Below are 22173 nucleotides of genomic sequence, written 5' to 3' on the forward strand. Positions count from 1 at the left end.
CCGGCTTAGGCCCTTGCTTGGTGTCCCTCGCCTCAGGCCGCGCCAAGCCCGAAACGCCGCATGTTCAGCCAAAGTAATGGCAGAGCCTGCGGCCCTTGACCTCGTGCACGCTGACGGGGATGCCGTAGAGGCTGCTGAGGACCTCGTCCTGCACGACCTCGGCCGGCGTGCCCGCCACGGCCAGGCGGCCGTCCTTGAGCGCGATGATGTGGTCGGCGTAGCAGGAGGCGAAGTTGATGTCGTGCAGCACCATGACCACGGTCTTGCCGCGTTCGGTGACGGCGCGGCGCAGCAGGCCCATCATGCTGACGGCATGGGCCATGTCCAGGTTGTTCAGCGGCTCGTCCAGCAGGATGAAAGGCGTGTCCTGGCACAGCACCATGGCGATGTAGGCGCGCTGGCGCTGGCCGCCTGACAACTCGTCGAGAAAGCGCTCGGCCAGCGGCGTGAGCTGCAGGTACTCCAGCGCCTCGTCCACATGGCGCACATCCTCGGGGCCCAGCCGGCCCTTGCTGTGCGGAAAGCGGCCGAAGCCCACCAGGTCGCGCACCGTCAGGCGCAGCGTGCTCTGGTTGTCCTGGCGCAGGATGGCCATGATGCGCGCCAGCGCCTCGGTGGGCGTGGTGGCCACGTCGCGGCCAGCCACCAACACCTGGCCTTCCGTGATCGGCATGAGGCGGCTGACCAGGGACAGCAGCGTGGATTTGCCGGCCCCGTTGGGGCCGATGATGGCCGTCAGCGCCCGCTCGGGCACGTTGAAGTTGAGCTCCTGCAGCACGGTCGTGCCGCCATGGCGCTTGAGCAGATCACGCACCTCGATCATTGGGTCCCCTTGCGCATGAGCAGCACGATGAAGACGATTCCACCCAGGAACTCCACCACGATGCTCAGCACGGTATTGAATTGAAAAAGCTGCTCCAGCAGCACCTGGCCGCCCATGAGCAGCACGCAGCCCCAGAGCACGGCCGCAGGCAGCACCCAGGCATGGCGGCGCGTGCCCATGGCGTGATACGCCATGTTGCTGGCCAGCAGGCCGAAGAAGATGACAGGCCCGACCAGGGCCGTGGACACGGCCACCATGCAGGCCACCACGGCCAGCAGCCGCAGCACGCGGCCATCGTAGTCCAGGCCCAGGCCGATGGCGGCATCGCGCCCGAGCGAGATCACGTCCAGCACGTGGCGCTGCCGCCAGATCCAGGCGCTGCCCAGCGCGATCAGCAGCAGCGACGGCACCAGCAGCTGCAGGTTCACCGCGTTGAAGTTGGCGAACATGCGGTCCTGCAGCGCCGTGAACTCATTGGGATCGAGCACGCGCATGGCCAGCCCCGCCAGGCTGCGAAAGAAGATGCCGCCCACCATGCCCACCAGCAGCATCAGGTGCAGGCTGCTGGCATGGCCCACGAAGAGCCAGCGCATCAGCAGCACGCTGAAGCCCACCATCAGCACGATGTTGAGCGCATAGCGCCCGACCTCGCCCATGGCGGACACGCCTGCCGCGCCCAGCATCAGCACCATGGCCGCCTGCACGAACAGGTACAACGCATCCAGCCCCATCACCGAAGGCGTGAGGATGGTGTTGTGCGACACGGTCTGGAACACCACGGTGGACAGGCCGATGGCGCAGGCCACCAGCGCCATGGTCAGCACCTTGGCGCCCCGGTGCTCCAGCACGAAGGCCCAGTCGGTCCTGACGCCCACGGTCATGAAGGCCAGCAGGCACAGCAGCGCCAGCCCTCCCAGCAGCGCCAGGCGTCGGCCCCGGCCCCAACTGCGCGCAGCCGGATCGTCGGAAGCAACGGATTGCGGCAGGCTGCTCATGCACGGTCCTTGCGGCGGCGCAGGATGAGCGCCAGGAACAGGGCACTGCCCAGCACGCCCAGCACGGTGCCCACGGGGATTTCATAGGGCGCGATCAGCATGCGCCCGACCAGATCGCACAGCAGGGTCAGGCCCGCGCCGATCAGCGCCACCCACAGCACGCTGCGGCGGACGTTGTCACCCAGGACCAGGCGCACCACGTTGGGCACGATCAGTCCCACAAAGGGAAGGCTGCCGGCCGTGACCACCACGGCGGAAGTGGCCACGGCCACCACCACCAGCCCCTGCCAGACCAGGCGCCGGTAGTTCAGGCCCAGATTGGTGGCAAAGCTCTCGCCCAGGCCGGCGACGGTGAAGCGGTCGGCCGCCAGGCAGGCCAGGGCGGTGACACCCAGCGACAGCCACAGCAACTCGTAGCGGCCCTGAACCACCAGCGAGAAATCGCCGTTGGACCAGGACTTGAGCGCCTGCATCATGTCGAACTGCAGCGCCACGAAGCTGCCCGCAGCCTCCAGCACGCCGGCCAGCACCAGGCCGACCAGGGGCACCATCCACGACGAGCGCAGCCGGATGCGCGAGAGCACGGCCAGGAACAGCGCCGTGCCCAGCAGTGCCGCCACGGCCGAAATTCCCATCTTGGCCATCACCGGCCAGTGCGGCACCCAGAGGAACGCAGCCAGCATGCCCAGGCTGGCCGACTCCACCGTGCCCACGGTGGAAGGCTCCACGAAGTGGTTGCGTGCCAGCATCTGCATGAGCAGTCCGCAGACCGCCATGGACGCGCCGGCCAGCAACAGGGCCAGGGTGCGCGGCACGCGGCTGTAGACCAGCACCTGGCTGGCCAGGTCGTCCTCGCTGCGCGACCACAGCACGCTCCAGTGCATGTCGCCCGCGCCCACCATCAGGCTGGCCAGCGACAGCGCCAGCAGCAGGCCCAGCGCGAAAAGCCAGGCAAGGGCCTGGCGAGAGGGGCGTGACATGGGCACGGCGTGCGCGGTGGCGACAGGCGGGCTCAACGCTTTGGCGTCATGTGCGGGCAAAGGCATCCGACAGCTGCTGGATATTGGCCTTCAGCGCGCCCGGCCCGGCGTTGGACAGGGTGTACCAGTTGGCTGCGTTCAGATAGACCACCTGCTTGCCGCGCCAGGCCTTGGTGGCGCGCACCAGCGGGTTGTCCAGCAGTTGCTGGGCGGTCTTGCCATCCTGGCCGATGGCCACGTCGCGGTCGATGACGAACAGCCAGTCGGGATTGGTCTTGAGCAGGAACTCGAAGGAGACCACCTGCCCATGGCGCGCCACCGTCAGGTTGTCGATGGCCGGCTTCACGCCGAACACATCGTGCAGCATGCCGAAGCGCGAGCCCGGACCGTAGGCGCTGAGCTTGCCGCCCGAGGTCAGCAGCACCAGCCCCTTGCCCGCGTTCTGCGCCTTGCCATGCAGCGCGGCGATGGCCTGCTCCACGGCCCGGACCTCGGCCTCGGCCTTGTCCTGCAGGCCGTAGACGGCGCCCAGCGTGCGGATGTTGCGGTAGATATCGGCCATCTGGTGCTGGTCGCTGACGCTCAGGTCCAGCACGGGGGCGAAGCGCGACAGCTCCTTGTACTTGGCCTCGGAGCGGCCGCCCACGATGATGAGGTCGGGCGACAGCGCCTTGACGGCCTCGTAGTCGGGCTCGAACAGGCTGCCGATGCGTGCGTATTTCGCATCGGCATAGCGGGCCAGCAGCGGCGGCATCTTGAACTCGGGCACGCCACGCACCTCGCCGCCCAGCGCCTGCAGCGTGTCCAGCGCTGCCAGCTCGAACACCAGCACGCGCACGGGCTTGAAGGGCACCTGGATCTCGCCCTTGGCGTGCGGCACGGTCACGGTCTTGCCGACCGCTGCCGTCTGCGCATGGGCCATGGACAGTGCCAGAGGCAGCGTGACCAGCATGCCCGCGCCCTGGCCCATCGTCGCCAGGATGTGGCGCCGGGAATGATTTGCATTCAAGGTGTTCATTCTTTCAATGATTGCTGTATCGCCAGGAAGTTCAAACATTGGCCTTGGCGGCCTCAGGGAAGTGCGGGCGTGCTGTCCGGCATGCGCTCGCAGGCCGGCAGGCCCTGGGCAAAGCGCCCGGGGTTGAGCAGGGCCACCAGGCCGCAGGCCAGCGATCCCTGCCATTGCAGGTAGTCATGGCTGGTTTCATGCTCGGCCTGCGTGACCTCGTAGCCCTTGGCGCGCAGCACGTCGGCCAGGTGGCGGTTGGTTTCCAGGATGCCGTCCTGCCCGCCGCGTGCACGCTCGTAGCGGCCTGCATCCAGATAGAAACGCACGGGCTGGCGCGGCTCCTGGGCATAGCGGCGCTGCACCCAGCCCGGCACCTCGCCGGCCGGCGACCACCAGAACGATCCCGACATGCTCAGCACATTGCCGAACCAGCGCGCATTGACCAGGCCCGCATAGGCCGAGGCCAGGCCGCCGAAGCTGGAGCCGCCGATCACCGTGCGCGCCGCAGGCTGGCCCAGGCCCTGCTCCCCCACCCAGGGCATCAGCTCCTCATCCAGAAAGCGCGCGAAGGCGGTGTTGGGCGGCAATTCCCTGCCGCGTGCCTGCGGGCTGGCGTTGTCCACCAGGACCACGGCCGTGGGCGGGATCAGGCCGTCGGCCATGAGGTTGTCGATGAGGGTGGGCGTGGACACCTGCTTTGCATAGGCATTGCCGTCGAACAGCACCAGCAGCGCCTCGGGCGCCTGGCCGCCTGCGGGAAGGTAGGTCCAGACATCGCGGCTGTTGCCCAGCACGCGGCTTCGCAGGCGATGCTGCACCAGTTGTCCTTGCGCCACGCCCGCGCGCGGCGCCGTCCAGGGCTGGGGTGGGGCCTTGGGCAGCTCCAGCACGGAGGCGCCCTGGAAGACATCGATGAAGCCGCCCTCGGGCGGCTGCGGGAAGGTCTTGGGATTGAGCGGATCGCGCTGCGCCGTGGCCAGCAGGGCGCGGCGCTGCTCCATGGCCGAGCCTTCGATCAGCGGCACATCGGGCGCCAGCCGGTAGCTGAGCCTGGCGTTGTCCGCCATGCGGAAGCTGGCCCACCAGACATCGCTGCCGGGCAGATGCTGCAGCGGATCATGGTTGCCGGCCGGGCTGCCGAACAGGCGCACGCCCTGCATGCCCGCACGCGGCTGGCCGCGCCACAGGAAGGTGACCAGGGAGTGCCCCTCGGACAGGGGCTCGACCATGGGTGTTCCTTCCTCCTGCACGCGCCGCCAGAAGGCGTCGGCAGCCACACCAGCACCCGCGCCGCGCTGGATTGCCTGCGCCAGAGCCCGCAGCCGCGGGCTTTGCAGTGCCGGAGGCTCGGAGGTGGCCGAGGCCTTGTTGCCGGCAGGCGCCAGGCTGGAGGTCAGCCGCAGCGCGAAGCGCCCCGCTTCTTGCGCCTCACCGCCGGAACGGGGGTCAGCCAGGGCCACACGCCTGGCCACCAGCCGCTGCCGTCCGGCTCCCTCCGTGACCCACATCAGCGACTGCGCGCCGCCATCGGCCCGCGCCAGGCGGCGCAGGTGCCGGCCCTGGACATCCTCCAGGTCCAGGGCCACGCCCTGCCCCTCGAATTCACCCTGGACCACATGGCCGGCAGGCAGATCGACGCGCCAGGACTCGCGCCCACCGGCAGCCAGGACCCCTGTGGCCGCCTGGCCCGGCGCCAGCGTGCCCGGCCGTGCGGCCAGGGCCTGCCGCGATGCGGTTGCCGTCATGTCTTCAGCGGCATGGACGGCTGCGCCCAGCAGGCACAGCAGCGAGGCGGCCACGCACAGGCCTTGTCGTGCAGCTTGCGCCATGGCGTCAGAAGTCCACCGTGGCCGAGACACGCACCGTGCGCGGGCCGCCCGTGGTGGCGAAGTTGTCGTTGAAACTGCCGGCCCAGTAGGACTTGTCGAACAGGTTCTCCACCGTGGCGCGGAAGGTGACGGGTTTGGCCGCGATGCGGGTGGCATAGCGCGCGCCCACGTCCACGCGGGTCCAGCTGGGCATCTTCAGCGTGTTGGCCGAATTCACCCATTGCGCGCCCGTGTAGATCAGGCGGCCGGTGAGCGTGGCGCCCGGCAGCGCGGGCACATCCCACTCGCCGCCCAGGTTGGCCGTCCAGCGCGGCACGCCGTAGACGCCGTAGCCGTCGCGCGCGCCGCCCTGGGTCTTGCTCTGGATGGCCTGCGTATAGGCCAGGCCGCCCAGCACGCGCGTGCCGCGCAGCGGCTCGCCGAACACATTCCACTCCAGGCCCCGGTTGCGCTGCTCGCCATCCATCAGCAGGCGGTTGGTCGCGGTCTCCACCACGGACGAAGGCCGCTCGATCTGGAACAGCGAGACCGTCTGCGTGAAATCACCCGTGCGCCACTTGGCGCCGATCTCGAACTGCTTGGTCTTGTAGGGCGCGAACACTTCGCCGGCATTGGCGTAGGTGGCGCCGACGATGGAGCCCGCGCTCAGGCCCTGCACATGGTTGGCGTACAGCGAGACCGCATCGCCCCAGGGCTTGACCACCAGGCCCAGCGCGGGCGAGATGGCATGTTCGTCATAGCGCGCCATCTTCTGGTTCACGCGCTGCAGGCGCGCGCCCACGGTGAGCTGTACGGTGTCGCCACCCCAGCTCAGCGTGTCGGCCAGGGCCAGGCTGCTGAGCACGTCGTCGCGCTCCTGCTTGATGGCGCCGTAGGGGCCGGCCAGCGTGATGGGCGCAGGGTCGTAGATGTTGGTGATGTAGCTGGCGCTGGTGGCCACGGCCGCGCGGCCGCCCTTCTGGTTCATCCAGTTCACGGAGGCGACCAGCAGATGGTTCACGCTACCCGTGCGCAGGCGCCCGCGCACGCCGAACTCGGCCGCCATGCTGTCGGTGTAGCCGTACTGGTTGTAGGTCTGGCCCACGGCCGAGCCGTCGCCCTGGGCGCGCAGCACCACGCGCGTGCCGTTGAGCATGCCGTCATAGGAATGCTTGCCGCTGCCCACCGAGCCGAACAGCGTCCAGTCCGCCCCCAGGTCCACCGAGCCGCGCAGCATCAGCGCATCGCTTTGCTGCTGGGCACGTATGCCCGGGAAGAGATTGGTCTTGGCGTCGGGCGCTGCAATCACCTGCTTGAGGTTCTGCATGCTGACCATCATCGGGCTGCCGTCACGGATGTTGGAGCGGTAGCTGTAGGCATCCAGGCCCAGCGTGAAACCGTCGCCCTGGTAGTCGAGCGCCAGTGCGCCCAGGCCATGGCGGCGGTTCTGGCCGTCGATCTCGGTATCGCCGCCCGAGGTGCTGCCGTTGATGCGTATGCCCAGGCGGCGTTCCGGGCCGAAGCGGCGCGACACATCGGCCTGCAGGCCCAGCTGCGAGGAGCTGCTGAACATGGTGGTCACGCGCGTGAGGTCCCGGGCCAGCGGACGCTTGGTCACCAGGTTGATGGTGCCGCCCACGGCGCCGCCCGGCGTCATGCCGCTCAGCAGCGCCCCCGGGCCCTTGAGCACTTCCACGCGCTCGATCATCTCGGTGGGCACATGGCCATCGGGCGCCAGGCCGTACAGGCCGTTGAAGCCCAGTTCCGAGGCATTCACACCCAGGCCGCGGATGGTGAAGTTCTCGTAGGCGTGGCCGGTGTTGGTGGTGAAGCGCACGGAGGGGTCGTTTTCCAGCACCGACATCAGCGTGGTCGCGTGCTGGTCGGCAATGCCTTCGGCCGTGTAGGAGGTGATGTTGAACGGCGTATCCATCACATCGCGCTGGCCCAGCACGCCCAGGCCCGCGCCCTTGGCCACCTGGCCGCCCGGCGCCACGGTGGGCAGTGCCTGGGGATCGGTGGTGCTGCGCACCGTGATCTCGCCCAGTTCGGCGTCGGCCGCCCAGGACGCGGCGGGCAAAGCGGCAGCGGCAACCATGGCGCAGACACGGGCGATGGTGCCCAGGCCGTGGAACGGTGAAACGGGGGCGAAGGGGCTGACAGCGCCTGCGCGCGGCAGGCCGGTGCGGGAACGAGAGGACATCCGGGAGGGCTTTCAAGGCGGAAGAAAATGCGCCGCATCCAGGCCCGCAGCCCGTCGGGATACAGGCCGGATACGGCATCTGCCCGAATTATAGAAAATGAGAATTATTCTTATTTGAGAAAACGACGACAACGCACCGCGCGCAAACATGGGCGCACGGTCCGCAAACAATCCCGGGGAAAACAGTGGGGCCCAGGCAACAGGCCGCCGGCAACAGGCAGCCGGACGCCACGACGGCGCAGACCGCTAGAAGGTGTCGCCGCGTTCCATGGCGCGGCGGTGGCGCTGCACGAATTCCTGGTAGGTGTCGATGCCGCGCAGCTGCAAGATGGCATTGCGCACGGCGGCCTCGACCAGCACGGCGATGTTGCGGCCCGCCACCACCTGGATCACCACCTTGCGCACGGGCACGCCGAGCACATCCTGCGTCAGCGGCTCGGCTGGCAGCCGCTCGTATTCGCGCTCCATGGTTTCCTTGCGCACCAGGTGCACGATGAGCTTGAGACGCATCTTGCGGCGCACGGCCGTCTCGCCAAAGATGGCGCGGATATCGAGCAGGCCGATGCCGCGCACCTCCAGCAGGTTCTGCAGCAGCTCGGGGCACTTGCCTTCGATCGTGGTCTGGTTGATGCGGTACAGGTCCACGGCATCGTCGGCCACCAGGCCGTTGCCGCGCGTCACCAGCTCCAGCCCCAGCTCGCTCTTGCCCAGGCCCGACTCGCCCGTGATCAGCACGCCCATGCCCAGGATGTCCATGAACACGCCATGCATGGTCGTGCGGTCGGCGAAATGCTTGGCCAGGTAGGCACGCAGCACATCGATCACGAAGGCCGACTGCTCGCGCGTGGCGAACATGGGAATGTGGGCGCGCTCGCACATGGACAGCAGCGCCTCGGGCGCCGTCTGGCCATCGGCCAGCACCAGCACGGGCGGCTCCAGCGTGACGATGCGTGCCACGCGGCGCTGGCAGTCCTGCGGCGTGGCGTTGGTCAGATAGGCGATCTCACGCTCGCCCAGCACCTGCAGCCGGTAGGGATGGATGTAGTTCAGGTAGCCGACGAGATCGGCGCCCGAGCGCGCCGAGCGCACGGCCATCTCGTCGAAGCGGCGCTCCGAGGCCCCCAGGCCCGCCACCCACTCCCAGCGCAGGCTGGAGCGGAACTCCTCGAAAAGGACGTCGGCGCTGATGGCACTGGGTCTCATGGCAAGGCCCGTGAAAAGGGGAAGACGAAAGTCTAGACCAGCGGAGCGGCGGAAGACTGCCAGCCGGCAATCATTCCATGCAGCCGGGCCGCATCGCCGCAGGACTTCAGCCGCTCGCGCAGCTGGCTGTCGCTGAGCAGTTCGGCGATTTCAGAAAGGATTTCCAGATGCTTTTGCGTCGCCGCTTCGGGCACCAGCAAAAAGATCAGCAGGCCCACGGGCTGCTCATCGGGCGCATCGAAGCCAATGGGATGGTCCAGCTGGAACACGGCTGCCATCGGAGCGGTCAGCCCCTTGATGCGACCGTGGGGAATGGCCACGCCATGGCCCAGCCCCGTCGAGCCCAGGCGTTCACGCGCGAAGAGGCTGTCGGTGATGAGTGCGCGGGACAGGCCATGCAGGCTCTCGAATAGCAGACCTGCTTCTTCGAAAGCGCGCTTTTTGCTGGTGACGTCGACGCTCACGAGCACTTGAGCGGCGGGCAGGATGGAGGCAAGACGGTTCATGGTTCGGGAAACAATTATGCACCGCAGTGCCGGAAACCGTGGGGAAACCCTGACCCCCATCAAAAACCGCCCCGAAGGGCGGTGGTCGTGCGTGGCACATCAGCCACAAAAACGCAGGTATTGTAAGCGCCCGCACAGGGCCGGCGCCTTACCTGTCACCCGACTGACGCCAGGGTCAGTCCAGCATCATCGAGCCGCTTGGCCGTGCCGTAGCGGCTGCCCTGCTGGCGGGTCTTGTAGCGCACCACGAGGCGGTCCAGCTTGTCAGCCAGCGCGTCAACGGCGGCATAAAGGTCGAAGTGAGAGGTTTCGACAAAGAGATCCTGGCCCTTGACGCGCAGCGTGCAACCGGCACGTTGGCGCTTTTCCTTCTCCTTCTGGTTATGAACGGTCAGCAAGACCTTGACATCCACCACCTGGTCAAAGTGTCGAAGAATGCGTTCGAGCTTGGCCATGACGTAACTGCGCAGCGAGGGAGTGACCTCCAGGTGATGCCCACTAATCGTCAGATTCATATCTAAACACTCCTTGCTCTGGATGGAAACAGCCCGGTCCACCGGGGGACGATCCGCCGGGACAGGTGCTTGCAGGCCGGAATGCGCATTCGTTTGCTTGCGAATCCACTATGCGCCCGGGTCGGGTCAAAAGCAACGCCGCAAGCCGATAGCGCAGGACGGTGCAGGGCCTTGGAGGCGGGTTTTGCGCGCCATGCGATTGGGCGCACAATCGGCGGGTTTGCCAGGCTGCGCCCCTGGGGTGGGGGTGGCCACAGGCCGTCCGTCACCGTGAGGCGCCGTTGGGTAGAATCGCGCTCCTGCGCGTGCCGCTTGCAGCCCTCCGGCCCCTGCAGCCTCTTTGCCAGATTGCCCCTTGCCTCACATGACCACCCAGTCCCGTCCCTCCGCCCTGCACACTTCCAACATTGCCTCGCTGCCGCTGCTCGCGCGCGGCAAGGTGCGCGACAACTATGCCGTGGGCGATGACCGCATCCTGATGGTGGCCTCGGACCGCCTCTCGGCCTTTGACGTGATCATGGGCGAGCCCATCCCCGGCAAGGGCGAGCTGCTGACGCAGATGGCGCTGTTCTGGTTCGACAAGCTCGGCCACATCTGCCCCAACCACCTGACTGGCGAAGCGCCCGAATCCGTGGTCACGCCCGCCGAAGTGCCCCAGGTCACGGGCCGCTCCATGCTGGTCAAGCGCCTCAAGCCCGTGCTGATCGAGGCCGTGGTGCGCGGCTACCTGGCCGGCAGCGGCTGGAAGGAATACCAGGAATCGCGCTCGGTCTGCGGCGTTCCCCTGCCCGAAGGCCTGACCAACGCCGCCAAGCTGCCCGAGCCCATCTACACGCCGGCCGCCAAGGCCGAGATGGGCGACCATGACGAGAACATCACCTACGAGCGCACGGTGGAGATGGTCGGCGAGAAGCTGGCCTCCCAGATCCGCGATACAGCCATCCGCATCTACAAGGAAGCTGCCGCCATCGCCCTCGAAAAGGGCATGATCATTGCCGACACCAAGTTCGAATTCGGCCTGGACGAAAACGGCGAACTGGTGCTGATGGACGAGGTGCTCACGCCCGACAGCTCGCGCTACTGGCCCGTGGAAGGCTATGCCCAGGCGCTGGCCAAGGGCGAGAACCCGCCCAGCTACGACAAGCAGTTCGTGCGCGACTGGCTGGAGCAGGCCCAGGTCAACGGCAAGCCCTGGGACAAGAGCGCCCCGGCGCCCCGCCTGCCCCAGGAGGTGACCGAGAAGACGGCCGCCAAGTACCGCGAAGCGCTGCAGCGCCTGACGGCCTGAGCTGCCGCCTGCCTGTCCCCGCAAAAGAGAGCTTAGGCTCTCTTTTTCATTGCGCGGGCCCGTTTCTGCAGCCGGTCACGCCGGCGTCACCGACACTGCCACAATGCTTGCTCCCTCTGACTTTTTTCGAAGGAGCAAGCACATGGCCGGCAAGAAGATTCTGATGATCTGCGGAGACTACTGCGAGGACTACGAAACCATGGTCCCGTTCCAGGCCCTGCAGGCCGTGGGACACACGGTGCACGCGGTCTGCCCCGACAAGAAGGCGGGGGACCACATCAAGACGGCCATCCATGATTTCGAGGGCGCCCAGACCTACAGCGAAAAGCCCGGCCACAACTTCACGCTCAACGCCAGCTTCGCCGACATCAAGCCCGAGCAGTACGACGCCCTGGTGATCCCTGGCGGACGCGGCCCTGAATACCTGCGCAACTACGATGCCGTGCGCGCCGCCGTGCGCCACTTCTTCGACAACAACAAGCCCGTGGCCGCCGTCTGCCATGGCGCCCAGCTGCTGGCCGGCGCCGGCGTGCTCAAGGGCCGCACCTGCTCGGCCTACCCGGCCTGCCGTGCCGAGGTCGAACTGGCCGGCGGCACCTACGCCGACATCGGCGTGGACCAGGCGCACACCGAAGGCAACCTGGTCAGCGCCCCCGCCTGGCCGGCCCATCCGGCCTGGATCGCACAGTTCCTGTCCCTGCTGGGCACGCGCATCAGCCACGGCTGAGCACGCAGCCGCCGTTGGCGCCGGGCGGATCAACCGCCCCAGCGCACCAGCACGATGCCGCCGAACACCAGGGCCGAGGCCAGCATGCGCACGCGGCCCGGGCGCTCGCGCATCAGCCAGGCGGCAATCCAGCCTGCCAACAGCACGCTGCTTTCACGCAGTGCAGACACAAGCCCCATGGGTGCCTGCGACAGCGCCCAGGTCGCCATCCAGCTGGCGCTCAGCTGCATGGCGGCGGCCAGGGCGCACAGGCGCCAGGTGCGTGCATCGGCGCGCAGCACGGCAGGACCGCGCCGCCAGGCGACGATCAGCACCGTGGCCAGGCCATCGCCCAGCGTGAGCAGGGCCGCATAGAGCAGCGCGGAACCGGATGCGCGCGCACCCAGCCCGTCGATGACCGTGTAGCAGGCAATCATGGCGCCCGTGGCCAGCGCATAGCCGCTGCCGCCATAACCGCTGGCCGCGCCGCTGCGCAACGACAGCGCCAGCACGCCCAGCGACAGGCACAGCACGCCGGCCAGCCCGGTCGCGCCCGGCCACTCACCGGCCAGCAGCGCCGCGCCCAGCGTGACGAACAGTGGCGCACTGCCGCGTGCCACCGGGTAGACCACGCCGAACTCGCCATGCTGGTAGGCGCGCGGCAGCACGAAGTGGTAGACGGTGTGCACGGCCACCGAGGCCGCCAGCCACCACCACACCGATGCATCCCACAGCGCCGCCGCACGCCAGTCCAGCCAGGGCAGCACCAGCAGAGACCACAGGCTGGCCAGCCCCGTGGTCAGCGCCATGGCGACCATCTTGTCGCCGCCCAGCTTGATGGCGCTGTTCCATCCCGCATTCATCAGCGCGGCCCCCAGGGCTGCGGCCAGCACCGCGTTGCTCAATTCCATTCCATGGCCTCGTTCCTGATACGGGACGGGATGATGGATTCACACCCAGATTAGATAAAGTCGAATTTTCGGAACCTTATCTTCAGGAAACCTGATGCGACGCCTGAACCTCGACCAGCTCCAGACCCTGGTGGCCGTGGCCGACCTGGGCACGCTGGCTGCCGCCGCCCAGGCCCTGCACCTGTCGCCGCCCGCCGTCAGCCTGCACATCCAGGAGCTGGAAGCGCGCCTGGACACACCGCTGCTGGTGCGCGGCAAGCGCCAGGCGCAGCTGACGCCTGCGGGCGAACTGCTGGCCGAAGGCGGACGCCGCCTGCTGGCAGACAGCGAATCCCTGCTGCGCCAGGTGCGCAAGCGTGCCGAGGGCTTTGGCGCCAGCGTGCGCATAGGCGCCTCGGCCGGCGTCAGCCCCCTGCTGCTGCCCGAACTGCTGCAATGGCTGGCCGAGCACGCACCGAGCGTGGAGCTGCGCCTGGAAGTCGTGAGCTCGGCCCAGGCCATGCAGCGCCTGGCGGCCGGCAGCCTGGACCTGGCCCTGGTCGGCCTGCCCCAGCCCGTGGCTGCGGGGCTCGAGGTGCTGGCCTGGCGCAACGACCCCATGGAGCTGTTCGCGCCGCCGCAGATGCCGCTGCCCGACCAGATCACGCCCGAATGGCTCAACGCCCAGCCCTGGATAGGCTTTGCCGCCGGCACCCAGATGCACCGCCTGCTGTCGCAATGGTTTGCCCAGGCAGGCCTGCTGCCCCAGCCGCGCATGGAGATGAGTTATCCCGAAGGTATACGCGCCCTGGTCGCCGCAGGCCACGGTCCTACCGTCCTGCCACGCGAGGAGCCCATGGACGCCGTCAGCCGCACCCTTCAGCAGCGCGGGCTGAGTCCCGCCCTGACACGCCCGCTGGGTCTGGCCTGCCGCAGCGCCTCGCAGCAAGACCCGGCCGTGCAGGCCGTGGTGCGCGGGTTGATGCGATTTGCCGATCCCGTACGGAAGTAGGCGCTACAGCCCGGCCTCCTGCAGCACCCACGCACGCAGGGCCTCGATGGCCGGCTGGCCCTGGCTGCGCCGGGGGTAGAGCAGGTGGTAGGCATAGGCCGGGCCCAGGCCCACGGCGATGTCGAACAGGCGCACCAGGCGGCCACGGGCCAGGTCTTCGGCCACCAGGTCCTGCTCGACCAGGCCCACGGCGCCGCCGTCCAGCACGGCCTGCACGACATGGCTGGAGTCGGTGAATGCGATGCAGCGGCCTGCGTCCAGGCCCTCCACGCCGGCCGCCGCCATCCACATCGGCCAGTTCGGCCAGACCTGGCCGTCCACCATGCAGTCCACGTGGCACAGCGTGTGGCCCAGCAGGTCGGCGGGGCTGGCCAGCGGCGGGCCGGACTGCAGCAGGGCCGGGCTGCAGACGGGGATGACCCTGGCGTCGAACAGGCGCACCGCCAGGGTGTGCGCATCACGGCCGGTGCCGAAGCGGATGCCGGCATCAATGTCATCGGCGTCGAAGTCGCGCACCTCGTCGCTGATGTCAAAGCTCAGTTCGATCTGCGGATGCGCGGCGCGAAAGCGCGGCAGCCGGGGCAGCAGCCACTGCGTGGCAAAGCGCGCGCCCAGCGACAGGCGCAGCCGCGTCTCGCCCCGGGCCAGCTGGCGCGCCCGGCCGGTGGCGCGCCGCAGCAGGCCCAGCGCCTCGGCCGTGGCCTCCAGCAGCACGCTGCCTGCGGGCGTGAGCTGCATGCTGCGGCTGTTGCGCGTGAAGAGGACGAGGCCCAGCTGTTCCTCCATCTCCTTGATCTGGTGGCTGACCGCCGCCGGGGTCAGTCCCAGTTCGTCGGCCGCACGCGTGAAGTTCAGGTGGCGCCCTGCGGCCTCGAAGCTGCGCAGGGCGCGTGTGCCCGGTGGAAGCTGGCGCATGGATCTTCAAATCTTTCTTGATGGAGCATCGAATACTACTTGCTTCCTCTTTTGGAACCGCCATCGAACAATCAAGAAAACTTGTTGATGGATGAATCCATGGAAACCGCCTCTTTCTTCACCAGCCTTATCGATGGGCAGCCCGCTACGGCGGCCGAACTCGCCGCCCTGGCCTTTGCAGGCCATGCCCATTTCACGGCCATGCAGGTGCGCGGCGGCCGGCTGCGCGGGCTGGACCTGCATCTGCAGCGCTTGCGCCAGGCCTCGCTGGAGCTGTACGGCCAGGCCTTGTCCGATGACCATGCCCAGGCACAGCTGCGGGCGGCGCTTGCCAACGGCCCGCAGGATGTTTCGCTGACCGCCACGGTGTACTCGCCTGCCGGGGAATTCACGGCCGCCGATGCGCGGCCGCGCATGCTGGTGCGGACCTCGGCACCCGCCTCGGGCCCTACCGGGCCCTTGAGCCTGGCGCTGTTCGAGCATGAACGCATGCTGCCCCACCTCAAGCATGTGGGCGAGGTGGCGAAGACGCATCTGCTGCGTCGCGCCGTAGCCCAGGGCTTTGACGATGCCGCCTTTGCCGATCGCCACGGCCGTATTGGCGAGGCCACCATCTGGAACCTGGCCTTCTGGGATGGAGATGCCGTGGTCTGGCCGCGCGCCCAGGTGCTGCAGGGCACGACCGAGTCCATGCTGCGGCGCCAGTTGCAGCGCCTGGGCGTGGCGCAGCGCGAGGCCGTGCTGACCCTGGCCGACCTGCCCGACATGGCCGGCGCCGTGGTGATGAATTCATGGTCCCCCGGCATTGCGGTCAGGCGCCTGGCCGATGTGCATCTGCCGGATGCGCCCGGCTTCGTGCAGTTGCTGCACCGCGCGCATGCGGCCGAGGAGCCGGTTGCACCCTGAGCCCTCGCCATGAAAAAAGGGAGCCGCAAGGCTCCCCGTCTCTTCACCGGCGTGCGGCAGGACTCAGTTCAGCGCCATGCTGAGCTTGCGGCGGTAGCCGTTGACCAGCTGCGTGGCCTCGTCCTGCTCGGCCGCGCCCTTGCCCAGCAGTTCGATGCCGCCGCTGCTCTTGCCGGGGATGGCGTCCTGCTTCTTGGGCTTCGGGGGTGTGAGCAGTTCCAGGATGCCCACATAGAGCTTGCGCGCGGCCTGGCCGTTCCATTCCTTGTCGCGCATGATGATTTCCAGCAGCTCGTCCATGCTGGCTGCCCACTGGCCTTCGGCGGCCAGGGCCTGGGCCTTGCCGAAGCGGGTGTCGAAGTCGCGCTTGTTCTGTGCGATGACGGCATCGAACTGGGCAAACTCCCAGTTGCCGCGATCGTCGTTGTGCACGAAGAGCATGCACTGCAGCCATTGGTTGAGCGCCTCGAAGCGCGTGGGCTGGGGAATGCGCTTGAGCGGCTCGGTCAGCAGGGCGCCGGCCTCTTCGTAGCCGCCCGTGGCGATCAGCAGGCGCACGTAGTCGAAGCGCGCATCGTCATTGGCCGGGTCGGCGGCCAGGGCGTCAGCCAGCTTTTGCAGGGCGGCCTGCGTGTCGCCGGCTTCCAGCAGCTGGTGGGCCTCGTCGGCTTCGGCCTCGGCCGCCAGCTCGCCTTCGGAGGGCAGGTGCTTGTCCAGGAACTCGCGCAGCTTGCCTTCGGGCTGGGCGCCCATGAAGCCGTCCACGGGCCGGCCGCCCATCATCAGGATGCAGGTCGGGATGGAGCGGATGCCGAACATGCCGGCCAGCTGCTGCTCCTGGTCGGAATCGATCTTGACCAGCTTGAAGCGGCCTTCGTAGGCCACTTCCAGCTTTTCCAGGATGGGGCCCAGCGTCTTGCACGGGCCGCACCAGGGCGCCCAGAAGTCGACGAGCACCGGCACCTGCATGGAGGCGGCGACGACTTCGGCTTCGAAATTCTCAATGGTGACATCAATCATGTGATCAGACCCTGTGGCAAGGCGCGCGGCCAGGGCGCGCGAACTGTGGCGGTTCGGAGTTCGGCGGCCGGATGCCTCCGATGCGGACCGTGTGATTCTCCAGCAATTCCATGGCGTGGGCGCCATGGACGGCAACCACCCCAGCTGGGAGCCGGCTGCGTGCATTTCAAGCCGCCCGGCCGGGGACGAGGCGCGGCAGCGCTGGGCTATATTGGCGCGCTGAGCCGCCATTGCGGCCTGCCATCAACACAATGAGGGAGGGCTCGCCTTGATCAAGGTTTCGCAGCTGGTGTTCGAGTACCCGGGCCACCGCGCGCTGGACGGCGTCAGCGTCCATATCGCCGCAGGCACCGTCACGGCCCTGGTAGGCCCCAACGGCGCCGGAAAATCCACGCTGATGCGCTGCATCGCCGGGCTGGACCAGCCGCTGTCGGGCCAGGTCGAGGTGCATGGCATTGCCGTGCAGGAGCAGCCCCGCGAAGTGCACCGGCACCTGGGCTATCTGTCGGATTTCTTCGGCCTCTATGACCGCCTGAGCGTGCGGCGCTGCCTGCAGTACGCAGCCCTGTCCATGGGCGTGCCCCCGTCCGAGGCGCCGCAGCGCGTGGCGCACGTGGCCGGGCAGCTGGGCCTGGCCGACCTGCTGGAGCGCCTGCCCACCGAGCTGTCTCGCGGCCAGCGCCAGCGCGTGGCCATCGGCCAGGCCATCGTCCACCAGCCGCGCGTGCTGCTGCTGGACGAGCCGGCCAGCGGCCTGGACCCCGAGGCACGCGCCAGCCTGTCCCGGCTGATACGTGCGCTGCAGGCCCAGGGCATGACCCTGATCGTCTCCAGCCACATCCTCAGCGAACTGGACGAGTACTGCACCCACATCCTGAGCCTGCGCGGCGGCCGCGTGGAAAGCCACGAGGCCCTGCACGGCGGCATCAAGTCACCTGCCGCCGGCGACGATGCCCCGCTGGCACTGTACGCGCTGGAGCTGGCGCCGCCCCCGGGTGCCTCGGCCGGGTCGCTGGCACGGCAGCTGCATCTGGTCCTTCCCGACACCCCTGTGCCGCCGCCCGATGACCAGGGCCTGGTGCATCTGCAGCTGTGGCTGCCCACCCTGCCGCGCGAGCGCGCCGATCTGCTGGCCCGCCTGGTCGGTACCGGCCTGCCCGTGGCCAGCCTGGCCCCGGTGCGCGAGCGCCTGCAGGACCGCTATGCGCGCGGCCTGCAGAACGCAGCAACCCCCACCCCTGCGGAGCAGCCATGACGCACAACCCCGAATTCCAGCGCCAGCTCTGGCTCAACTGGCGGCCGTCCCAGCTGGGCTGGAGCCTGCTGCTCACCGCCTTGCTGCTGGCCACGCCAATGGCCCTGGTCCAGCCCGACCGCCGCCTGCACACGCTGCTGATCGCCGCCCTGGTCGGCATGTGGATCGCCGCGGCCGGCCTGGGCAGCGTGCTGGCCGGGCGCGGCCTCAACGAGGAAGCGCGCCAGCACACCTGGGACTGGCAGCGCCTGTCGGCCCTCACGCCCTGGCAGATGGCCTGGGGCAAGCTGCTGGGCGCCCCGCTGCCGGCCTGGCTGTACATGCTGTGGTGCGCGCTGGCCGTGCTGGCCACCTCGGCGGGCCAGCCGGGCGGGCTGGCCTGGGGCGTGCACGCCGTGCTGCAGGCCGTGCTGTGGGGCCTGGCCCTGCAGGCCTGGAGCATGCACTCCGTGCTCATGGGCTGGGGGCCGAAGGAGCAGCCCGCGCGCCGCATCCGCTTCGTGCTGGTGCCGCTGCTGTTCGTGATGGTGCTGCCCGGCCCCATCCTGGGCCGGTTGACCGAGCAGCTGGGCCGCGAGGAAGGCCGCCCTGTGCTGTGGTGGTCCGTACCGCTGCACGGGCGCGGCGCCATCTACCTGTTCGGCGCCATCGCGCTGGGGCTGGGCCTGCTGGCCCTGTGGCGGCTGCTGTGCACGCGGCTGGATGTGCGCACCCTGCCCTGGGCCTGGCCGCTGGGCCTGTGCGTGGCGGGCCTGGCCTTTGGCGGCATGCACCTCGATGCAATGCAGTTGCAGGGCCCCGGCCCGGCCTCCTTCTTCGCATGGACCACGGGGCTGGCGCTGGCGGGCACGGCCTATGTCTGCCTGCACGGCATGGACGAAGGCCTGCGCAGCTGGCGCCAGGTGCAATGGTGCGTGTTGCAGGGGCGCTGGCGTGGCGCGCTCGAGGCCCTGCCGCTGTGGCCCGTGAGCTGGCTGCTGGCCGTGCTGGCCTGTGCGCTGTGGCTGCTGTGGCCCGCAGGCGGCCAGCCCATCCTGCCCGGTACAGCCCAGTTGGCGGCACTGGCAACGGCGCAGTTGCTGCGTGATGCCGCGCTGGCCACGGGCTTTTCCCTGCTGGCCGGGCGCATCAAGTCGCCGCTGGCCGCGTTCGCCGTCACCTGGCTGCTGGTCAACATCGTGCTGCCGCTGCTGGCCTTTGGCCTTGCCGGGGCCGATGCCGCCATGCTGGCCCAGCCGCTGGCAGCCGGCCTGACCAAGCCCGTCACCAGCGGCATGTGGCTGTCGCTGGCCGTGCAGGTGGCGATGGCCCTGGCCTGGCTGGCCCATGTGTTTCGCCAGCGTGTGCTGGGTTTTGCGCGCGAGCAGCACACGGCTGTGCGGTGATTTGCAGGGGGATGCGGGCCGATCCGGACTAAAAAAGTAAAATCGCGGGTTCCACTAGGCCGGGCCGCAGGCGCCCTCACGACATGAACTCCATCCAGATCGGTGTGGTCATGGGCTCCAGCAGCGACTGGGAGACCATGCAGCACGCAGTTGCCATTCTTCAGCAATTTGGCATCGCCCATGAAGCCCAGGTCGTCTCGGCCCACCGCATGCCCGACGACATGTTCGCCTATGCCGAGGCCGCCGCAGGCCGGGGCCTGAAGGCCATCATCGCGGGCGCCGGCGGCGCCGCACACCTGCCCGGCATGATCGCCGCCAAGACCGTGGTGCCCGTGCTCGGCGTGCCGGTGGCCAGCCGCCACCTGCAGGGCGTGGACTCGCTGCACTCCATCGTGCAGATGCCCAAGGGCGTGCCCGTGGCCACCTTTGCCATCGGCGCGGCCGGCGCGGCCAATGCGGCCCTGTTCGCCGTGGCCCTGCTGGCCAATGAGGACCCGGCCCTGCGGGCGAAGCTCGAAGCCTTCCGCGCCGAGCAGACCGCCGCCGCGCGTGCCATGACGCTTCCCTCGGTGGCCGCATGAGCGCCGCTGAAGTGATCCTGCCCGGCGCGACCCTGGGCGTTCTGGGCGGCGGCCAGCTCGGCCGCATGTTCGTGCAGTCGGCCCAGGCCATGGGCTATTTCACGGCCGTGCTCGACGCCGACCCGACCAGCCCTGCCGGCCTGGTCAGCCACCACCACATCCGTACCGGCTACGAGGACCCGCAGGGCCTGGCCGAACTGGCGCGCCTGTCGGCCGCCGTCACCACCGAATTCGAGAACGTGCCCGCCGCGGCGCTGAACCTGCTGGCCGCCCAGCGGCCGGTCTCGCCGGCTGGCTCGTCCGTGGCCATCGCCCAGGACCGCGCCCAGGAGAAGGCCCACTTCGTGCGCTGCGGCGTGCCCTGCGCGCCCTACGCGGTGATCGAGACGCCGGCCCAGCTGGCCGCCGTGCACGCCAGCCTGCTGCCCGGCATCCTCAAGACCGCGCGCATGGGCTACGACGGCAAGGGCCAGGTGCGCGTGAAGAACGCCGCCGAGCTGGCCACCGCCTGGGAGCAACTGGGCCGCGTGGCCTGCGTGCTGGAAAAAATGCTGCCGCTGGCCCATGAATGCTCGGTCATCGTGGCGCGCGGCCGTGACGGCTCCATGGTCAACCTGCCCGTGCAGCGCAACCTGCACCGCGAGGGTATCCTCTCCGTCACCGAGGTCTACGAAGGCAACCTGCCCCAGGCACAGGTCGAGCAGGCGCTGGCCGCCGCACGTTCCGTGGCCGACGGCCTGGACTACGTGGGCGTGCTCTGCGTCGAATTCTTCGTGCTGCAGGACGGCATGCTCGTGGTCAACGAGATCGCGCCGCGCCCGCACAACAGCGGCCACTACAGCCAGAACGCCTGCGATGTCTCGCAGTTCGAGCTGCAGGTGCGCTGCATGACCGGCCTGCCGCTGACGCAGCCGCGCCAGCACAGCCCGTCCATCATGCTGAACCTGCTGGGCGACCTGTGGTTCAAGGACGGCGAACAGGCCCAGGCGCCGGCCTGGGACCAGGTCCTGGCCCTGCCCGGCTGCCACCTGCACCTGTACGGCAAGCACGACGCCAAGCGCGGCCGCAAGATGGGCCACCTGAACGTCACCGGCCCCACGCCCGAGGCCGTGCGCTCCACCGCCCTGCAGGCCGCTGCCATCCTGGGTATAGAGCCGTTCTGAAGGCCCGCGCGATGATTCTCGATGGAACGCTGGCGGCCTCTGTCCAGGCCGCCGCACAGGCGCTGCAGCGCGGCGAACTGCTGGGCCTGCCCACGGAAACCGTCTACGGCCTCGCGGCCGATGCCGACAACGACGCGGCCGTCGCGCAGATCTTCACCGCCAAGGGCAGGCCGCCCAACCATCCGCTCATCGTCCATGTGGCCGACAGCGGCGCCATTACGCGCTACGCACGTGAAGTGCCGCTGTTCGCGCAGCAGCTGATCGACGCCTTCTGGCCCGGCCCGCTGACCCTGATCCTGCCGCGCCTGCCCCAGGCCGCCCGGGCCTCGACCGGCGGCCAGGACAGCGTGGGCCTGCGCTGCCCCTCCCACCCCGTCGCCCATGCCGTGCTGGCCGCCTGCCAGCAGCTGCAGCCGCCCGTCTGGGGCGTGTCGGCGCCCAGCGCCAACAAGTTTGGCCGCGTCAGCCCCACCACGGCGGCCCATGTGGCCGGCGAGTTTGGCGACACGCTGCTGGTGCTGGACGGCGGCGCCTGCGAAGTGGGAATTGAATCGACCATCGTGGACTGCACGCGCGGCGTGCCTGTGCTGCTGCGCCCCGGCGCCATCACGCGCGACGATATCGAGCGCGCCTGCGGCCAGCGCCCCCTGTCCAAGGAAGAGCTGCAGGAGAACACGCCGCGCGCCTCCGGTACGCTGCTTGCCCACTACGCGCCCAACGCCCAGGTGCGCCTCGTGGACGCCAGGCAGCTGCAGGCCGGGCTGGACGTGCTGGGCGCCGACGCCAGGAACCTGGCCGTCTACCACCGCACACCGCTGCGCACCGCCTCGCGCGCCGTCACGCTGCGCGCCATGCCCGCCGACGCCGCCGCCACCGCGCGCGAGCTGTTCGGCGCCCTGCGCGACTTCGACGAGATCGGCGCCCAGCTGATCTGGATCGAGACCCCGCCCGACACGCCGGACTGGGAAGGCGTGCGCGACCGGCTGCTGCGCGCGGCGGCTGCGGGGTAG

At 69.0% G+C, this 22173-nt stretch carries 21 protein-coding genes; 9 read left to right on the forward strand and 12 right to left on the reverse strand.

Going from position 1 to position 22173, the window contains the following annotated elements; all coding sequences use genetic code 11:
- Window positions 1–64: 64 nt before the first annotated feature.
- The 9 genes from DTS01S_RS01990 to hpf all read right to left on the reverse strand — a co-directional run bounded on the left by DTS01S_RS01990 (window position 65) and on the right by hpf (window position 10042).
- Entirely contained in the window at window positions 65–823 is a 759-nt protein-coding gene (locus tag DTS01S_RS01990; protein ID WP_016449149.1) for an iron ABC transporter ATP-binding protein, read from the reverse strand.
- Entirely contained in the window at window positions 820–1818 is a 999-nt protein-coding gene (locus DTS01S_RS01995) for an iron chelate uptake ABC transporter family permease subunit (RefSeq protein ID WP_017406466.1), read from the reverse strand. The genes DTS01S_RS01990 and DTS01S_RS01995 overlap by 4 nt, the downstream gene beginning before the upstream one ends.
- Window positions 1815–2798: an ABC transporter permease gene (locus DTS01S_RS02000; protein WP_026062663.1), complete on the reverse strand. Its 984-nt coding sequence runs from the start codon at window positions 2796–2798 to the stop codon at window positions 1815–1817. The genes DTS01S_RS01995 and DTS01S_RS02000 overlap by 4 nt, the downstream gene beginning before the upstream one ends.
- A 46-nt stretch (window positions 2799–2844) precedes the next feature.
- Window positions 2845–3816, reverse strand: coding sequence for a siderophore ABC transporter substrate-binding protein (locus DTS01S_RS02005; RefSeq protein ID WP_353734936.1), 972 nt, complete (start codon window positions 3814–3816; stop codon window positions 2845–2847).
- 53 nt (window positions 3817–3869) lie between these two features.
- A complete protein-coding gene (locus DTS01S_RS02010; RefSeq protein WP_017406463.1) occupies window positions 3870–5636 on the reverse strand; it encodes an enterochelin esterase domain-containing protein in 1767 nt (588 codons plus the stop codon).
- Between the two features lie 4 nt (window positions 5637–5640).
- The gene (locus DTS01S_RS02015; protein WP_016449144.1) at window positions 5641–7818 is read right to left on the reverse strand and encodes a TonB-dependent receptor; all 2178 of its coding nucleotides are present in this window, start codon (window positions 7816–7818) and stop codon (window positions 5641–5643) included.
- Between the two features lie 246 nt (window positions 7819–8064).
- Window positions 8065–9021 carry an HPr(Ser) kinase/phosphatase gene (gene hprK / locus DTS01S_RS02020; RefSeq protein WP_016449143.1) on the reverse strand — a complete coding sequence of 319 codons (957 nt, stop codon included), beginning with the start codon at window positions 9019–9021 and terminating at the stop codon, window positions 8065–8067.
- Between the two features lie 32 nt (window positions 9022–9053).
- Window positions 9054–9527 carry a PTS sugar transporter subunit IIA gene (locus DTS01S_RS02025; protein ID WP_016452020.1) on the reverse strand — a complete coding sequence of 158 codons (474 nt, stop codon included), beginning with the start codon at window positions 9525–9527 and terminating at the stop codon, window positions 9054–9056.
- A 155-nt stretch (window positions 9528–9682) separates the two neighbouring features.
- Window positions 9683–10042 carry a ribosome hibernation-promoting factor, HPF/YfiA family gene (gene hpf / locus DTS01S_RS02030; protein ID WP_016449141.1) on the reverse strand — a complete coding sequence of 120 codons (360 nt, stop codon included), beginning with the start codon at window positions 10040–10042 and terminating at the stop codon, window positions 9683–9685.
- A 364-nt stretch (window positions 10043–10406) separates the two neighbouring features.
- On the opposite strand from hpf, the gene DTS01S_RS02035 reads away from it, so the two are divergent.
- Both DTS01S_RS02035 and DTS01S_RS02040 read left to right on the forward strand, forming a co-directional pair.
- Window positions 10407–11330 carry a phosphoribosylaminoimidazolesuccinocarboxamide synthase gene (locus DTS01S_RS02035; RefSeq protein WP_016449140.1) on the forward strand — a complete coding sequence of 308 codons (924 nt, stop codon included), beginning with the start codon at window positions 10407–10409 and terminating at the stop codon, window positions 11328–11330.
- 142 nt (window positions 11331–11472) lie between these two features.
- Window positions 11473–12057, forward strand: coding sequence for a DJ-1/PfpI family protein (locus tag DTS01S_RS02040; RefSeq protein ID WP_016449139.1), 585 nt, complete (start codon window positions 11473–11475; stop codon window positions 12055–12057).
- A gap of 29 nt (window positions 12058–12086) precedes the next feature.
- On the opposite strand, the gene DTS01S_RS02045 is transcribed toward DTS01S_RS02040, so the two are convergent.
- Window positions 12087–12947, reverse strand: a complete 861-nt coding sequence (locus DTS01S_RS02045; RefSeq protein WP_016449138.1) for a DMT family transporter — start codon at window positions 12945–12947, stop codon at window positions 12087–12089.
- A 94-nt stretch (window positions 12948–13041) separates the two neighbouring features.
- Between DTS01S_RS02045 and DTS01S_RS02050 the strand changes: the two genes are divergently transcribed.
- Window positions 13042–13938, forward strand: a complete 897-nt coding sequence (locus DTS01S_RS02050) for a LysR family transcriptional regulator (protein WP_017406462.1) — start codon at window positions 13042–13044, stop codon at window positions 13936–13938.
- Window positions 13939–13941: 3 nt separating this feature from the next.
- On the opposite strand, the gene DTS01S_RS02055 is transcribed toward DTS01S_RS02050, so the two are convergent.
- Window positions 13942–14853 carry a LysR substrate-binding domain-containing protein gene (locus DTS01S_RS02055; protein WP_017406461.1) on the reverse strand — a complete coding sequence of 304 codons (912 nt, stop codon included), beginning with the start codon at window positions 14851–14853 and terminating at the stop codon, window positions 13942–13944.
- Window positions 14854–14952: 99 nt separating this feature from the next.
- Between DTS01S_RS02055 and DTS01S_RS02060 the strand changes: the two genes are divergently transcribed.
- Window positions 14953–15759, forward strand: coding sequence for an aminotransferase class IV family protein (locus tag DTS01S_RS02060; RefSeq protein ID WP_061287303.1), 807 nt, complete (start codon window positions 14953–14955; stop codon window positions 15757–15759).
- 63 nt (window positions 15760–15822) lie between these two features.
- On the opposite strand, the gene trxA is transcribed toward DTS01S_RS02060, so the two are convergent.
- Window positions 15823–16779 carry a thioredoxin gene (gene trxA / locus DTS01S_RS02065; RefSeq protein ID WP_016449132.1) on the reverse strand — a complete coding sequence of 319 codons (957 nt, stop codon included), beginning with the start codon at window positions 16777–16779 and terminating at the stop codon, window positions 15823–15825.
- 268 nt (window positions 16780–17047) lie between these two features.
- Between trxA and DTS01S_RS02070 the strand changes: the two genes are divergently transcribed.
- The 5 genes from DTS01S_RS02070 (at window position 17048) to DTS01S_RS02090 (ending at window position 22173) form a co-directional block, all read left to right on the forward strand.
- The gene (locus DTS01S_RS02070; protein WP_016452027.1) at window positions 17048–18034 is read left to right on the forward strand and encodes an ABC transporter ATP-binding protein; all 987 of its coding nucleotides are present in this window, start codon (window positions 17048–17050) and stop codon (window positions 18032–18034) included.
- Complete coding sequence (locus tag DTS01S_RS02075) at window positions 18031–19419, forward strand: hypothetical protein (protein WP_016452028.1); 1389 nt, start codon at window positions 18031–18033, stop codon at window positions 19417–19419. Before DTS01S_RS02070 ends, DTS01S_RS02075 begins: the two co-directional genes overlap by 4 nt.
- Window positions 19420–19502: 83 nt before the next feature.
- Window positions 19503–20000 carry a 5-(carboxyamino)imidazole ribonucleotide mutase gene (purE, locus tag DTS01S_RS02080; protein ID WP_016449129.1) on the forward strand — a complete coding sequence of 166 codons (498 nt, stop codon included), beginning with the start codon at window positions 19503–19505 and terminating at the stop codon, window positions 19998–20000.
- A complete protein-coding gene (locus DTS01S_RS02085; protein WP_017404019.1) occupies window positions 19997–21163 on the forward strand; it encodes a 5-(carboxyamino)imidazole ribonucleotide synthase in 1167 nt (388 codons plus the stop codon). Before purE ends, DTS01S_RS02085 begins: the two co-directional genes overlap by 4 nt.
- A gap of 11 nt (window positions 21164–21174) precedes the next feature.
- On the forward strand, window positions 21175–22173 hold the full coding sequence (locus DTS01S_RS02090; RefSeq protein WP_017404018.1) for an L-threonylcarbamoyladenylate synthase: 999 nt from the start codon (window positions 21175–21177) through the stop codon (window positions 22171–22173).

Source organism: Delftia tsuruhatensis NBRC 16741, assembly GCF_001571325.1.
Taxonomy (GTDB): Bacteria; Pseudomonadota; Gammaproteobacteria; order Burkholderiales; family Burkholderiaceae_C; genus Comamonas; species Comamonas tsuruhatensis.

Bases quoted from the DNA above. Each gene is read 5' to 3' on its own strand.
- DTS01S_RS02015 (WP_016449144.1), bottom strand. From the start codon at position 7,818: ATGTCCTCTCGTTCCCGCACCGGCCTGCCGCGCGCAGGCGCTGTCAGC.
- DTS01S_RS02005 (WP_353734936.1), bottom strand. From the start codon at position 3,816: ATGAACACCTTGAATGCAAATCATTCCCGGCGCCACATCCTGGCGACG.
- hpf (WP_016449141.1), bottom strand. From the start codon at position 10,042: ATGAATCTGACGATTAGTGGGCATCACCTGGAGGTCACTCCCTCGCTG.
- DTS01S_RS02025 (WP_016452020.1), bottom strand. From the start codon at position 9,527: ATGAACCGTCTTGCCTCCATCCTGCCCGCCGCTCAAGTGCTCGTGAGC.
- DTS01S_RS01995 (WP_017406466.1), bottom strand. From the start codon at position 1,818: ATGAGCAGCCTGCCGCAATCCGTTGCTTCCGACGATCCGGCTGCGCGC.
- DTS01S_RS02010 (WP_017406463.1), bottom strand. From the start codon at position 5,636: ATGGCGCAAGCTGCACGACAAGGCCTGTGCGTGGCCGCCTCGCTGCTG.
- DTS01S_RS01990 (WP_016449149.1), bottom strand. From the start codon at position 823: ATGATCGAGGTGCGTGATCTGCTCAAGCGCCATGGCGGCACGACCGTG.
- trxA (WP_016449132.1), bottom strand. From the start codon at position 16,779: ATGATTGATGTCACCATTGAGAATTTCGAAGCCGAAGTCGTCGCCGCC.
- DTS01S_RS02035 (WP_016449140.1), top strand. From the start codon at position 10,407: ATGACCACCCAGTCCCGTCCCTCCGCCCTGCACACTTCCAACATTGCC.
- purE (WP_016449129.1), top strand. From the start codon at position 19,503: ATGAACTCCATCCAGATCGGTGTGGTCATGGGCTCCAGCAGCGACTGG.
- DTS01S_RS02040 (WP_016449139.1), top strand. From the start codon at position 11,473: ATGGCCGGCAAGAAGATTCTGATGATCTGCGGAGACTACTGCGAGGAC.
- DTS01S_RS02000 (WP_026062663.1), bottom strand. From the start codon at position 2,798: ATGTCACGCCCCTCTCGCCAGGCCCTTGCCTGGCTTTTCGCGCTGGGC.
- DTS01S_RS02060 (WP_061287303.1), top strand. From the start codon at position 14,953: ATGGAAACCGCCTCTTTCTTCACCAGCCTTATCGATGGGCAGCCCGCT.
- DTS01S_RS02075 (WP_016452028.1), top strand. From the start codon at position 18,031: ATGACGCACAACCCCGAATTCCAGCGCCAGCTCTGGCTCAACTGGCGG.
- DTS01S_RS02090 (WP_017404018.1), top strand. From the start codon at position 21,175: ATGATTCTCGATGGAACGCTGGCGGCCTCTGTCCAGGCCGCCGCACAG.
- hprK (WP_016449143.1), bottom strand. From the start codon at position 9,021: ATGAGACCCAGTGCCATCAGCGCCGACGTCCTTTTCGAGGAGTTCCGC.
- DTS01S_RS02050 (WP_017406462.1), top strand. From the start codon at position 13,042: ATGCGACGCCTGAACCTCGACCAGCTCCAGACCCTGGTGGCCGTGGCC.
- DTS01S_RS02045 (WP_016449138.1), bottom strand. From the start codon at position 12,947: ATGGAATTGAGCAACGCGGTGCTGGCCGCAGCCCTGGGGGCCGCGCTG.
- DTS01S_RS02085 (WP_017404019.1), top strand. From the start codon at position 19,997: ATGAGCGCCGCTGAAGTGATCCTGCCCGGCGCGACCCTGGGCGTTCTG.
- DTS01S_RS02055 (WP_017406461.1), bottom strand. From the start codon at position 14,853: ATGCGCCAGCTTCCACCGGGCACACGCGCCCTGCGCAGCTTCGAGGCC.